This window comes from Delftia sp. 60 (genome assembly GCF_002754395.1).
In the GTDB taxonomy this organism is placed as follows: domain Bacteria; phylum Pseudomonadota; class Gammaproteobacteria; order Burkholderiales; family Burkholderiaceae_C; genus Comamonas; species Comamonas acidovorans.
This window is the reverse complement of record NZ_PEFD01000001.1, coordinates 5,881,836-5,895,144: the sequence shown is the minus strand read 5'-3', so window position 1 is coordinate 5,895,144 and position 13,309 is coordinate 5,881,836. Positions and strand designations below refer to the sequence as shown.

Below are 13,309 nucleotides of genomic sequence, written 5' to 3'. Positions count from 1 at the left end.
CTAGCGCCTAGCGTGCTCCGGTTGGCATGGTGAGCTGCGCGCAGTCTTGCTGATAGCATTCAACCTATATGTGAAGGTTTGTTGCGTTCTTTACATACACAAGAAGAGGGAGGGCAAGTTGATTGCTATGGGATCCTTATTCAGTCGCCAGCCCGCACCTTTGCTAGGCATCGACATCAGTTCTTCGAGCGCCAAGCTCGTTGAGTTGTCTCGTGCCAAGTCGGGCGAACTGTTGCTGGAGCGCTGTGCCATCGAACCGCTGGAGCGGGGATGGATCACGGACGGCAACATCGAAAAGTTCGATGAAGTGGCAGAGGCTGTACGGCGACTGGTCAAAAAAAGCGGCACGCGGACCAAGAACGTGGCCATGGCCTTGCCGGCCTCGGCCGTGATCACCAAGAAGATTTCGCTGCCGGACGGCATGAGCGAGCAGGAACTGGAGGTCCAGGTCGAATCCGAGGCCAATCAGTACATTCCTTTCTCGCTCGATGAAGTGAGTCTGGACTTCTGCGTCATAGGCCCGTCATCGAATTCACCCGGCGATGTGGACGTGCTCATTGCCGCATCGCGCCGCGAGAAGGTCCAGGACCGCCAGGGCCTGGCCGAGGCGGCTGGCCTCAAACCCATGGTCATCGACATCGAGCCCCATGCCTCCCGCATGGCGGCTGCACGGCTGATCGAGCGCCTGCCCAATCAGGGCAACAACGCCCTTGTGGCCTTGTTCGAGTTGGGCGCCATGACGACCAGCATGCAGATACTGCGCGACGACGAGGTGCTGTATGACCGGGACCAGGCTTTTGGCGGCGCACAGCTGACGCAACTGATCGCGCGCCAATATGGTTTCTCGCTCGAAGAGGCCGAGTCCAAGAAGCGCAGCGGTGAACTTCCGGAGGACTACGCGTCCGCCGTGCTCAAGCCCTTTGTACAAAGCATGACGCAGGAAGTGTCGCGCGCACTGCAGTTCTTTTTCACCAGTACGCCCCACAACCGCATAGACCACATCCTGCTGGCAGGCGGCTCGGCCCCACTTTCCGGCCTGTCCGAGGCCATCACGCAGCAAACGGGTTTTGCCTGCAGCCTTGCCAATCCCTTTGATGGAATGGAAGTCGGCAGCGGCGTACGCCTCAAGCGCATGTCGCGCGAGGCCCCCGCCTATCTGACCGCCTGCGGACTGGCCATGCGGAGGTTTGTCTCGTGATTCTGATCAATCTGCTTCCTCACAGAGAAGCAACGCGAAAGCGCCGCAAGGAGGCATTCCAGGCCACCATGGTCCTGTCGGCCCTGGTGGGGCTTTTGATCATTGGCGCGGTGTACTGGTGGTATCAGATGATGATCGAGGCCCAGCAGGCAAAGAACAGCATGCTGCGCGCAGAGATTACCGTGCTGGAGTCTCAGATCAAGGAAATTGCCGGGCTGGAGGATGAGATCACTGCCCTGCGTGCACGTCAGAAGGCCGTGGAAGACCTGCAGTCCGACCGCAATCTTCCGGTGCACATGCTCAACGAGCTGGTGGCCCAACTGCCCGATGGTGTCTACCTCAGCAGTATCAAGCAGGAAGGTCTGGTCGTTACCATGCAGGGCACGGCACAGTCCAATGAGCGGGTGTCCGAAATGCTGCGCAATCTCTCGGAGGGGACTCCCTGGATTTCCAAGCCTGAACTGGCGGAAATCGTGGCCAAGACGGTCAACGTCACGCCCAAGGACCAGCGCCGTGCTGCTGCGTTCAATCTGCGCTTTCAGCTGACGCGTGCCAGCGTGGCGGAGAAGGGGCTTTCAGCGGCTACCAACCCAGGAAAGTCCCAGTGATGGCCAAAAAGAAGAAGAACGACATCGACTTCTCCGCACTGCAGGAGAACATCCAGCGACAGTTCCGTGGTCTTGATCCCAATGATCCGTCGCGTTGGCCCATGCTTCCGCAGGCGCTTCTATGCATCGCCATTGCTTTGGGTGTTGCCGCCCTAATGTGGTATGTCCTGATCAAGGACTATGAGGACACCCTGGAGCAGGAGCGCACTACCGAAGTCACGCTGCGCCAGGACTTCAGCCAGAAGCTGTCCAAAGCCGTCAGCCTGGATGGCCTGAAGAAGCAGCGTGAACAGGTCCAGCAGTATGTGACGCAACTGGAAAAGCAATTGCCCAGCAAGGCGGAAATGGCTGCGCTGCTCTCGGACATCAATCAGGCAGGGCTGGGTCGCAGCCTGCAGTTTGAAACCTTCCGGCCTGGTGCGATGGTGGTCAAGGAGTACTACGCTGAGCTGCCCATTGCTTTGAAGGTGACTGGTCGCTTTCACGACATCGGATCATTCGCCTCCGATGTGGCCTACCTGTCGCGCATCGTGACCTTGAACAATCTGTCGATCGCACCTGTAGGCAAGGAGGGAGGCGAGGTCCTGAGCATGGAGGCGACGGCACGAACCTTCCGCTACCTGGATGCAGATGAGGTGCAGGCGCAACGCGCAGCGGCCGGGAAGGGCAAGAAATAATGAGACATATGCGTTTCAGCGGCTGGCTCATGTTGGCCGCCTGCCTGACCGCCTCAGGCTGCTCTTCTTCTGATCAGGAGGAACTACAGACCTGGATGGCCCAGGAAAGAGCCAATGCTAAGCCGCGTGTCAAGCCTTTGGAAGAGCCCAAGACCTTCACGCCCGAGGCCTATCTTGGTTCTGATGGCATGGATCCTTTCAACCCCATGAAGCTGATGCAGGTGCTGCGCAGGGAGTCTGCGCAGTCCAGCGCCAATACCAGCCTGATCGCCTCCGAGCTCAATCGACGCAAGGAACCGCTGGAGGCCGAGCCCTTGGATGCCATGACCATGGTCGGCAGTCTGGACAAAAAAGGCGTGCCCACGGCGCTTGTCAGGGTGGGGACCTTGCTGTACCAGGTTCGGGCAGGAAATTACCTGGGGCAGAACTACGGCAAGGTTACCCGGATCACGGAAACATCCATCCAGTTGCGGGAAATCGTCCAGGACGGCAGCGGCGACTGGATAGAGAGAAATAGCACACTGGAATTGCAGGAGGGAAGGAAATGATGGGCACACATCGCAGAATACTGCACAAGGCTCGCTGGGGAATCGCCGTCGGCGGTTGGTTTCTGGGCTCCTTGGCCTGGGCGCAGTCCGCGATAGAGTCGGTTTCCGGCTCCATCCAGGGAGGCACCGAGGTCGTGCGCATTGAGCTTTCCGAAGCGTTGGCGGCGGACCCCACCGGATTTGCAATCCAGTCGCCTGCGCGGATTGCCCTGGACTTTCCAGGTGCAACCAATGGCACGGGCAAATCTGTGGTCGAGCTCAATCAGGGCAACCTGCGCTCCATCAATATCGTGGAGGCGTCTGGCCGTTCCCGCTTAGTGCTGAATCTGAAGTCGGCGACTTCTTACCGTACTGAAAGGCAAGGCAAGGCCCTGCTGATACTGTTGGATCCAGTGGCAACATCCACGGCCGTGAAGCCTCCCGCACAGCAGGGAGTGTTTGAAGCCAAAGCAGTTGCTGGTACTGATGTCCAGCTCATTCGGGATGTTGATTTCCGTCGCGGCAGTGATGGCTCGGGCCGCATAGTCGTAGGTCTGAGCAGCAGTCAGGTCGGCGTGGATCTTCGACGCGAAGGCAAGGAGCTTGTGGTCGACTTCCTGCGCTCCTCCTTGCCTGAAGGTTTGCGCCGGAAGCTGGATGTGGTTGATTTTGGAACGCCGGTGCAGACGATTTCCTCCGTGCAGCAAGGTGAGTCGGTTCGCATGCGCATCGCTCCGGTTGGTGACTGGGAGCACAGCGCTTATCAGAGTGACAGCCAGTTTGTGATTGAAGTCCGTCAGAAAAAGGCGGATGTGAGCAAGCTGACGCAAGGTCCCGGCTACAGCGGTGAAAAGCTCTCTCTAAACTTCCAGAATATTGAAGTGCGGTCGCTGTTGCAGGTGATTGCTGATTTCACAAACTTCAATATCGTGACTTCGGACACGGTTTCCGGTGCATTGACCTTGCGCCTCAAGGATGTTCCCTGGGATCAAGCACTGCAGATCATCATGGACGCCAAGGGTCTGGGCATGCGCAAGTCCGGCTCGGTGCTCTGGATTGCACCCAAGGATGAGATCGATGCTCGGACCAAGCGAGACTTTGAGTCAGCAATGGAGATTCAGAAGTTGGAGCCACTTCGAACTCAAGGTTTTCAGTTGAATTACGCGAAGTCGGCAGATATTTTGCTGCAGATCACAGCAAATAATAGTGGGGGAGGGGTGGGTAATAGCGTTTCAAGCAGATTTTTGTCTGAGCGTGGGTCTGCTATTTCCGAGCCACGAACCAATCAGTTGTTTGTGACCGATACACCAGCAAAGCTGGAAGCAGTGAAGGCACTTTTGCTAACGCTGGATGTGCCAGTGCGACAAGTCCTAATTGAGGCTCGAATCGTTGAAGCCCGTGACACATTTGGGCGTGCACTGGGTGTCAGACTCGGTGGTGGCGATTTGCGTGCTCAACGAGGTGGCGATGGTGGATACGGCATTGGTGGAGATAATAGACTGGTTTTTGGAACTGGATATGAGAATGCAGTTGCTTCCAGTGGCTCGGGTGGAACGGTGAATACTTCGGGTAATTTTGTGAATTTGCCTGCTGCAAAACTTACTGGAGTAAGTGGTACAGGATCTTTTGCATTGTCTATTTTTAACTCCGCAGCTAATCGTTTTCTGGCTTTGGAGCTTTCTGCGATGGAGGCTGATGGTCAAGGGAAAATAATATCCAGCCCCAGGTTGGTGACCGCTGACCAGACGAAGGCTTTGATAGAGCAAGGTACGGAGTATCCTTATTCTGTGACGGCGCCCAATGGTGCCACCACAATCGCCTTTAAAAAAGCCGTGCTGAAGTTGGAGGTTACGCCTCAGATAACTCCGGAGGGAGATATCATTCTTGACTTGGATGTCAACAAAGATTCTCGAGGTGAGACCACAACCCAAGGTGTGGCAATTGATACAAAGCATATCAAAACACAGGTTCTTGTTCAAAATGGGGGCACTGTGGTGATTGGCGGTATCTTTGAGATGGAAGAGACCAATCAGGAAAGCAAAATTCCTTTTCTGGGAGATGTCCCTGTGCTTGGTCATCTTTTCAAGAGCCGAGTGCGAGAGTCCCAGAAGCGGGAAATGCTGGTGTTTATCACGCCAAAAATGATATCCGATGGTCTCAAGCGTTAATTAAAATTTCTGGGAGATAGTTGATGAAGAAGATCCTGCTAACAATGTTGGCGTCATGCGCGCTAGTCGCTTGTGGTGGCGGTGGTGGAAATCCAGGAACTCCTGGCAACGGTACAGGCGGAACGACGCCTGATGTAGCCAGTGTAGAGTTCCTGCTGGATAAGACTGTTATCGCAAACTCGGGAAGCGATGCAGCAACTATTACAGTGACTGCGCTGTCTGCCAGTAGAAATCCCGTGGCGAATGCGCCCGTCTCTGTGGTTTTATCTTCAGGTGTTTTTACACCTACTTCCAATGTGACGGATGCGTCAGGTCGAATGACTGGGAAAATCGAGATTGGTGGCGATCGTTCCAATAGAGATATTCGGTTTGATCTCAAGGCCGGTGCTCAGGCTGGTGCGGGTGTCGTTGCAGTCACCGGCAGTCAGATTGCATTGACCGTAGTTCCTTCTGCCCCAACCCCAGGACAGCCAGTGGAGGTGACGGCAAAAGTTGCAGATGTCAATGGGGCTGGAATTTCAGGAATTCCCGTTGTCCTCTCGGGATCTGTTCTCAGCGCAGCAATTACTGCCCAGACTGATACGTCGGGTGTGGCGAAGTTTTCTGCGTTTAACGCGCCTGGTGCTGCTCAGGTTTATTCTTTGCAAGCAAAGGCTTCGGGAGTAATTTCCAACGAGCAGATCACTGTTGCAGGCGGAGCTACCCAGGTGCCTGATGCTGTAGGCATTGTCAGCGCGGCAAGCCTTTCTATAGTGCCGAATACGGTTAAGCCGAATCTGGATGGTGGCCGAACCAATATGGCGCAGTTGCGTGCATTGTTCCTGGATAAGGATAATCGTGCGATTCCAAATATGCGAGTGCGTTTTGAGATCGTACCGCCTGGCCTGGGTTCTGGTGAGTCTATTTCGACAGGAAATCAGTCAGTTATTTCTAACGCAAGTGGTGTTGCCTTGGCCCAATATATCCCAGGTACACGAGTTAGCCCGACCGATGGCGTTAATGTAAGGATGTGCTACGGCCCTTCTGATGCATCTCTGTCCAGCGGTAAGTGCCCCGATTTCCGCGTTGGTACATTGACTGTGGCAAGTGAGCCAGTTTCCATCACTATTGGTGATAACAACGAGCTTGAAAAAGGCGCCAACAATCTTACTTATATCAAGAAGTTTGACGTTGCCGTCGCCAACGCGGCTGGCGAAGCGGTTTCGGATGCGGATGTGTCGGTCAGCGTAGATATTCTGCGTTACGGTTTTGGTCGGTATGACAATGTCAAGAATTTACATACCGAAGGGTCCGGTTTCTGCTTGAATGAAGATGTCAATCGCAATGGTAATTTGGACAGCGGTGAAGATGCCAATGGAGATGGCCGGTTGACTCCTCCAAAAGCGGATATTGTGGTTTCCTATTTCAATGGCCGTAAAACAGGAACCAATGGCCGCGTAATCGTGCAGGCGGAATATCCGCAGAACGTTGCCACCTGGCTGCTGTACAAGCTGACCGTCAGTTCCAATGCTGCCGGCTCCGAAGGTCGTGCCGAGCGCATCTTCCTTACCTCGTTCGTCGAAGGTGACCAGAAGAACGGCTCCTTCCTGACCTCGCCTTACGGAGTGACATCCGTCTGCCTGCCCGAGTGAACACGCCGGTGAATTCCGATCAAGGTCCTGCCTCGCTCCGTGCGCCGGTGGTGGCCCTGATCGGCCTGCCCGGCTCCGGCAAATCGACCATAGGGCGCCAGCTGGCGCGCCTGTGGTCGATGCGTTTTGTGGATTCGGACCATGTGATCGAGCAGCGCCTGGGCTGCAGCATCCGGGAGTTTTTCGAGCGCGAGGGCGAGCAGGCTTTTCGAGACATGGAGTCGCAGGTCATTGATGAGCTGTCCGCCTCCACATCCAGCCTGCTGCTGTCCACGGGTGGTGGCGTGGTGCTGCGCGAGCAAAACCGCCGCCATCTGCATGCGCGCACCCAGGTCTTCTATCTGGATTGCACGCCAGAGGCCATCGCCGCGCGGCTGCGCAATGATGTGACGCGGCCCTTGCTGCAGGTGGAAGATCCGGCACTGCGCCTGCGGGAGCTGCTGCTGCAACGCGAGCCGCTTTATCTGGAGACGGCTCACTTCGTGATCCAGACATCGGGTCTGTCTGTGGCGCAGGCCGCCCAGCGCATACGCATGCAGGCGGAACTGGCCTGAGCGGCAGCCCGCTGGAACACCAAAGGCCTCGGCACTTGCCGGGGCCTTTTTCTTTAAGATCGGCGGTTGCCGGGCGCGCTGCCGTGTCGCGCAATTCCTTTCACTCTTTCTGCCTTGGAGCGACACCATCTTGCCCACCGCTTCCTCCTTGCCTGCTGCCCAGGTCGTGACCATCGACCTGGGTGACCGTTCCTATCCGATCACCATCGGCACCGGCCTGCTGGACCAGGCCGCGACCTATGCCGCCCTGCCTTCTGCGGCCCAGGCCGTGATCGTCAGCAATGATGTGGTCGCGCCGCTCTACGAGCCCGCACTGCGTCGCGTGCTGGATCAACGCTACCGCAGCGTACGTACCGTGGTGCTGCCCGATGGCGAGGCCCACAAGGACTGGCAGACGCTGAACCTGATCTTTGACGACCTGCTGTCCGGCGGCTGCGACCGCAAGACCGTGCTGTTCGCGCTGGGCGGCGGCGTCATCGGCGACATGACGGGCTTTGCCGCCGCCAGCTACATGCGCGGCGTGCCCTTCGTGCAGGTGCCCACCACGCTGCTGTCGCAGGTGGATTCGTCGGTGGGTGGCAAGACCGCCATCAACCATCCGCTGGGCAAGAACATGATCGGCGCCTTCTACCAGCCGCAGCTGGTGGTTTGCGACCTGGCCTCGCTGGACACGCTACCCGTGCGCGAGCTGAGCGCCGGCCTGGCCGAGGTCATCAAGTATGGGCCGATCGCCGACATGGACTTCCTGGCTTGGCTGGAGGAGAACATGGACGCCTTGCTCGCCCGCGACCGCACGGCACTGGTGCACGCGATCAAGCGCAGCGTGGAGATCAAGGCCTGGGTGGTGGGCCAGGACGAGAAAGAGGCCGGATTGCGCGCCATTCTCAATTTCGGCCACACCTTCGGGCATGCGATCGAAGCCGGCATGGGCTATGGCAACTGGCTGCACGGCGAAGGCGTGGGCGCCGGCATGGTCATGGCGGCCGAGCTGTCGCAGCGCCTTGGCCTGGTGGATGCCGCCTTTGTGCAAAGGCTGCGCGTGCTGATCGAACGTGCGGGCCTGCCCGTGCGTGGCGCCGTACTGGATGCGCGTGACAACGCTGGCCGCTATCTGGAGCTGATGCGCGTGGACAAGAAGTCCGAGGCGGGCGAGATTCGCTTCGTTCTCATCGACGGGCCGGGAAAGGCCGTCATGCGCTCGGCACCCGATGCTTTGGTGCGCGAAGTCATAGACGCCTGCTGCGCCTGACGCGCGGCGCCGGGGGCAAGCCGGAACTGCTAGAGTGCCCTTGTCAGCATGATGAGGCGATCGAATGCAGAAACAGGCCCTGGCCCCCTATGCCTGCAACCCGGCGTTCAGCCGGGGGCGGCGTTTCCCGGAGGCGCCTGCTCCCACGCGCAGCGATTACCAGCGCGACCGGGACCGCATTGTCCATTCCTCGGCGTTCCGGCGTCTGGTCTACAAGACCCAGGTCTTCGTCAACCATGAAGGCGACCTGTTCCGCACACGGCTGACGCATTCGCTGGAGGTGGCCCAACTGGGCCGCTCGGTCGCCCGGTCGCTGCAACTGGACGAGGATCTGGTCGAAGCCATCTGCCTGGCCCACGATCTGGGCCACACCCCCTTCGGCCATGCGGGCCAGGACGCGCTCAATGCCTGCATGCAGCCGCACGGCGGCTTCGAGCACAACCTGCAAAGCCTGCGCGTGGTGGACCGACTGGAGGAGCGCTATCCGGCCTTTGACGGGCTCAACCTGAGCTTCGAGACGCGCGAGGGCATTCTCAAGCACTGTTCGCGCACCAATGCCGAGCACCTGGAAGCGCGGGAGCCCGGTGGCGTGGCCCAGCGCTTTTTGCTGGGCCGGCAGCCTTCGCTGGAGGCCCAGCTGTGCAATCTGGCCGATGCCATTGCCTACAACGCCCATGACGTGGACGATGGCGTGCGCTCCGGCCTGATCACCATGGCACAGCTGTGCGAGGCCGTTCCCTTGTTCGCGCGCTATCACGATGCAACGCTGGCCGAGCACCCCCAGCTGGGCATGCCGTTGGCCGAGCGCCGACTGCTGTACGAAAGCATCCGCCGCATGCTCAGCGACCAGGTCTATGACGTGATCGCCGCCACGCAGCAACGCATTGCTCAGGCACGGCCCTGTTCGGTCGATGAGGTGCGCGCACAGGCTGGCCCCCTGGTGGGCTTCAGCGATACCATGAGGCAGCAGTCGTTGCAGCTCAAGCAGTTCCTGTTCCGCAATCTCTATCGCCATGAACAGGTGATGAAGACCATGGACGGCGCGCAGCAGGTGGTGGCCGAGCTGTTTGCGGCCTACATGGTGGAGCCCGATCGCATGAAGCCGCGTTTCGTGCAGCGGGCCATGCTGGCCGAGGACGTATCGGCGCGTGCGCGGGTGGTGGCCGACTTCATCGCCGGGATGACGGATCGCTACGCGGCCCGGGAGCATGAGCTGCTGACAGGCCTGCGCCTGCTGGGCTGAGAAATCCGAGCACCGGCATCGCCTAGGCGGCGCGGCTAGAATGCGGACCCTGCGTGACAGGGCAGGGAAGGGTTCCTGGACGGTTTCGCAATGTCTGGGGGCGCAGTGCCCCCGTTCGCATTTTTGAAGGGCACAGCCATGACCGATACCAACCACGAGATTCGCGCGGCCGAGTTTCCGCCTGTCACCGTGATCGAGGATACGGTGCACTGGCTCGAAAAGGCCGTGATCGGCCTGAACCTGTGCCCCTTCGCCAAGGGCGTGCACATCAAGGGCCAGATCCACTACACGGTCAGCCAGGCCACCGACGCCGAGGGCGTGGCGGCGGATCTGCACCGCGAGCTGGAGGCGCTGGCCGAGGCCTCGCCCGAGAAGCGCGACACCACGCTGCTGATCCTGCCCCATGCGCTGCAGGAGTTCCTGGACTTCAACGACTTCCTCGAAGTGGCCGACGCCATGGTCGAGGAGCTGGACCTGGGAGGCATCCTGCAGGTGGCCTCGTTCCATCCGCAGTTCCAGTTCGAGGGCACCGAAGCGGACGACGTCACCAACTGCACCAACCGCTCGCCCTATCCCACGCTGCACCTGCTGCGCGAGGACAGCATAGACAAGGCGGTCGAAGCATTCCCCGAGGCGGAGTCCATCTACGAGCGCAACATGGAGACGCTGGAGAAGATCGGCATCGAAGGCTGGCTGGACATGGGCGTGGGCGCGCGCTGCCCCGTGGCGCATGCAGCCAAGCCGGGCGCAGCCGAATGAAGGCGCGCCAAGGCAAGCCTGCCGCGAAACCCGAGCAGGATGTGACCGAGCAACTGGGCCTCAAGCCCGGCCAGTCCATCGAACTGCTCAAGGCGCTGCACATCCTCACGCGCGAAGGCAAGATCAACCAGGATTCGCGGCGCAAGCTCAAGCAGGTCTACCACCTGTACCAGTTCATCGCCCCCATCCTCGAAGAACTGTCGGCCGACGACCATGCGGTCACCCTGGCCGACCACGGTGCCGGCAAGTCCTACCTGGGCTTCATCCTCTACGACCTGTATTTCAAACCGCTGGGGCGCGGCCACATCTACGGCATAGAGACGCGCGCGCCGCTGGTGGAGGCGTCGCAGAAGCTGGCCACCGAGCTGGGCTTCGACCGCATGGGCTTCCTCAACATGTCGGTGGCCGAATCCACGCATGCCGACTTCATGCCTGCGCAATTCGACGTGGTCACGGCCCTGCACGCCTGCGACACAGCCACCGACGACGCCATCGCCTTCGGCCTGGAGAAGAAAGCCAAGGCCATGGTGCTGGTGCCCTGCTGCCAGGCCGAGGTCGCTGCCTGCCTGCGCCAGACCAAGGCGCTGAGCCTGACGCGCACGCCGCTGGCAGAACTGTGGCGCCATCCCATACATACGCGCGAAATGGGCAGCCAGCTCACCAACGTGCTGCGCTGCCTGTACCTGGAAGCCTGCGGCTACCAGGTCACCGTGACCGAGCTGGTCGGCTGGGAGCACAGCATGAAGAACGAGCTGATCATTGCGCGTTACACGGGGCAGAAAAAGCGCAGTTCCGTCGAGCGGCTCCGTGCAATCCTCGAAGAGTTTGGCTTGTCAGGGTCTGCACTGGCGCACCGCTTTGGCCAATAGTGATACAGATTGCTGCGCAAGGTGTGCGCACCTGACTCTTTGTGTGGCGTCTGATTTTTATTTTGGATAGCTATTGGGTGAGCGATAGATGTAATTTTTTGAGTATCGAGGTTTGTGGATAATGGTGCTCGGATATATTTGTTAGCTCTCACCATCGGTGGAAGTTCCACAGCTTCAAATAGATACAAGGCAGAAAATGTATAGATACTCGCTATGGCTGGCACTCTCTCTGGTAGCTTGCGGTGGTGGCGGAGGTGGGGATACGACGCCACCAAAGCCCACTGAGCCTGAAAATGGTTGGTTGACGTTTGACAAGCCGGATGTCGTGGTGCTCCAGGGCGATTCGGAGCAAGTTACGGTGAAGGCTACGTCTACCAAGGCGCTTTCCGCGCCGCTGAATGTGCGTGTCGATGCTACGGATGAGTTCGTTTCTGGTACGACGGTTACCTATGAAAAGATCGCAGGTTTCGAGTTCAATCTGAGTACAGCTACTAGTGCACCGGTTGGCAAGCGCAGCGGCGTATTGAAGGTCTTTTTGTGCAGTGATGATGCACGCGTATGCAACTCACCCTATCCAGGCTCGCCCTGGACCGTTCCCTATGAAATCGAGGTGGTCTCCAAGGCTTTGAAGCAGACCCCGCTGGCCATGCTGCCTGGTGCTGTGGCTTGGAACAACTTGGGTGGCAATGCTGCGCGCACGGGTTATGTGCCGACCAATATCACCTTGAGTCCGGCTAATTTTTCCTTGCGCTGGGCAAAGCGGGGAGGACCTTCAACCTCAATGTGGAGACTGACAGAAGCCGTCGTGGTCGATGGACGGGTTTACACAGGCGGTAATAGCCTTCGTGCCTATGGAGAAGCCGACGGCACGCTGCTCTGGGGGTCGTCGTTTAACTCTGGCCCAGCGGTTGTCAGCCAGGGCAACGTATTTTCTTATGCGGATGAAACGACTTTTGCTCCCAATCGTCTGTATGTGCGCAATGCCGTGACTGGATCCTCGGTGAACACGCCCGATCACTACGAAGGACAGGAAGACCGCTCGTTGCTGGTTGCGGATGATGACTCGGTCTATGCCCCGTTCACCTTCAGAATGACGGCTGTGGACGGTATTGTGGCGTGGCGGGATTATGCGCCCATGCGCAGTCTGCCTTCCAGGGCTTCCGATCGGTTGTATATGGCAGATGCGTCCAACGTCTATGCCCGGGATATCAAGGATGGCAGAGAGATAGCGCGCATTGCAACCGGAGGTGAGCAAAGGGAAGTCCGCAGGGCGACCGGTACCCTCGCCGATGGTCAGGATCGCGTGCTAGTCTCGCATTTCAACCAGGGCAATGCCTCGCTTGGCAGCTACTCGATTGGGCAAAAGCAAAAACTCTGGGATGTCGAGGCTTCCTTTCTGAGCCGCCCAGCCTTGGCGGACGATACGGTCTATGTAGTCAATGTGCCGCAGCCCGCCAAGGGCGTCGCCACGCTGGAGGCGCGTTCATCGGCAACAGGTGCCGTGGTCTGGTCCACGCCGCTGCCTGATGCCGTGGTGCCGGTCGGCGAGGAGGCTGTCTATCACGTTGCTGTGGTCGGCAACTTGGTCTTTGTGTCTTCTGACCGTAAATTCGGGGCGTCCACCTACGCGATTGACCGTTCCAGCCATGCTATTGGCTGGCGCCATCCCGTCAATGGAAGTCTGGCAGTTTCCGACAACGGCATCCTGTATGTCGCGCAGGCGCTCGACGCCAGCCTGTTCGCCATCAATCTGCGTTGATGTAGTAAGGGAAAGCGGCTGGAAATTCGAGCCGCTTTCTTATTTGCTCTTGTATTTCCGCTGGCGA

Annotated in this window: 12 protein-coding genes; all 12 read left to right on the top strand. The window is 58.8% G+C overall.

Annotated features, from left to right (window positions below):
* The first annotated feature begins 118 nt into the window (after positions 1-118).
* The 12 genes from CLV01_RS26505 to CLV01_RS26450 all read left to right on the top strand — a co-directional run bounded on the left by CLV01_RS26505 (position 119) and on the right by CLV01_RS26450 (position 13,242).
* Positions 119-1,198: a pilus assembly protein PilM gene (locus CLV01_RS26505; protein WP_034347621.1), complete on the top strand. Its 1,080-nt coding sequence runs from the start codon at positions 119-121 to the stop codon at positions 1,196-1,198.
* Positions 1,195-1,806 carry a PilN domain-containing protein gene (locus CLV01_RS26500; protein WP_088163792.1) on the top strand — a complete coding sequence of 204 codons (612 nt, stop codon included), beginning with the start codon at positions 1,195-1,197 and terminating at the stop codon, positions 1,804-1,806. The genes CLV01_RS26505 and CLV01_RS26500 overlap by 4 nt, the downstream gene beginning before the upstream one ends.
* A complete protein-coding gene (locus CLV01_RS26495; RefSeq protein ID WP_099732850.1) occupies positions 1,806-2,483 on the top strand; it encodes a type 4a pilus biogenesis protein PilO in 678 nt (225 codons plus the stop codon). The genes CLV01_RS26500 and CLV01_RS26495 overlap by 1 nt, the downstream gene beginning before the upstream one ends.
* Positions 2,483-3,031: a pilus assembly protein PilP gene (locus tag CLV01_RS26490; protein WP_012207376.1), complete on the top strand. Its 549-nt coding sequence runs from the start codon at positions 2,483-2,485 to the stop codon at positions 3,029-3,031. Before CLV01_RS26495 ends, CLV01_RS26490 begins: the two co-directional genes overlap by 1 nt.
* Entirely contained in the window at positions 3,028-5,178 is a 2,151-nt protein-coding gene (gene pilQ, locus CLV01_RS26485) for a type IV pilus secretin PilQ (protein ID WP_099732851.1), read from the top strand. Before CLV01_RS26490 ends, pilQ begins: the two co-directional genes overlap by 4 nt.
* 23 nt (positions 5,179-5,201) lie before the next feature.
* Entirely contained in the window at positions 5,202-6,809 is a 1,608-nt protein-coding gene (locus tag CLV01_RS29000) for an Ig-like domain-containing protein (RefSeq protein ID WP_143289998.1), read from the top strand.
* 8 nt (positions 6,810-6,817) lie between these two features.
* Positions 6,818-7,363 carry a shikimate kinase gene (locus CLV01_RS26475; RefSeq protein ID WP_012207373.1) on the top strand — a complete coding sequence of 182 codons (546 nt, stop codon included), beginning with the start codon at positions 6,818-6,820 and terminating at the stop codon, positions 7,361-7,363.
* Positions 7,364-7,493: 130 nt separating this feature from the next.
* Positions 7,494-8,612, top strand: a complete 1,119-nt coding sequence (gene aroB, locus CLV01_RS26470) for a 3-dehydroquinate synthase (protein ID WP_099732852.1) — start codon at positions 7,494-7,496, stop codon at positions 8,610-8,612.
* A gap of 64 nt (positions 8,613-8,676) precedes the next feature.
* Positions 8,677-9,855 carry a deoxyguanosinetriphosphate triphosphohydrolase gene (locus CLV01_RS26465; RefSeq protein ID WP_099732853.1) on the top strand — a complete coding sequence of 393 codons (1,179 nt, stop codon included), beginning with the start codon at positions 8,677-8,679 and terminating at the stop codon, positions 9,853-9,855.
* Between the two features lie 138 nt (positions 9,856-9,993).
* A complete protein-coding gene (locus CLV01_RS26460; RefSeq protein ID WP_012207370.1) occupies positions 9,994-10,614 on the top strand; it encodes a DUF1415 domain-containing protein in 621 nt (206 codons plus the stop codon).
* Positions 10,611-11,483, top strand: coding sequence for a class I SAM-dependent methyltransferase (locus CLV01_RS26455; RefSeq protein ID WP_099732854.1), 873 nt, complete (start codon positions 10,611-10,613; stop codon positions 11,481-11,483). The genes CLV01_RS26460 and CLV01_RS26455 overlap by 4 nt, the downstream gene beginning before the upstream one ends.
* Before the next feature lie 301 nt (positions 11,484-11,784).
* Positions 11,785-13,242, top strand: coding sequence for an outer membrane protein assembly factor BamB family protein (locus CLV01_RS26450; RefSeq protein ID WP_180288459.1), 1,458 nt, complete (start codon positions 11,785-11,787; stop codon positions 13,240-13,242).
* The last annotated feature ends 67 nt before the right edge of the window (positions 13,243-13,309 follow it).

Bases quoted from the DNA above. Each gene is read 5' to 3' on its own strand.
- CLV01_RS26495 (WP_099732850.1), top strand. From the start codon at position 1,806: ATGGCCAAAAAGAAGAAGAACGACATCGACTTCTCCGCACTGCAGGAG.
- CLV01_RS26490 (WP_012207376.1), top strand. From the start codon at position 2,483: ATGAGACATATGCGTTTCAGCGGCTGGCTCATGTTGGCCGCCTGCCTG.
- pilQ (WP_099732851.1), top strand. From the start codon at position 3,028: ATGATGGGCACACATCGCAGAATACTGCACAAGGCTCGCTGGGGAATC.
- CLV01_RS29000 (WP_143289998.1), top strand. From the start codon at position 5,202: ATGAAGAAGATCCTGCTAACAATGTTGGCGTCATGCGCGCTAGTCGCT.
- CLV01_RS26465 (WP_099732853.1), top strand. From the start codon at position 8,677: ATGCAGAAACAGGCCCTGGCCCCCTATGCCTGCAACCCGGCGTTCAGC.
- CLV01_RS26460 (WP_012207370.1), top strand. From the start codon at position 9,994: ATGACCGATACCAACCACGAGATTCGCGCGGCCGAGTTTCCGCCTGTC.
- CLV01_RS26455 (WP_099732854.1), top strand. From the start codon at position 10,611: ATGAAGGCGCGCCAAGGCAAGCCTGCCGCGAAACCCGAGCAGGATGTG.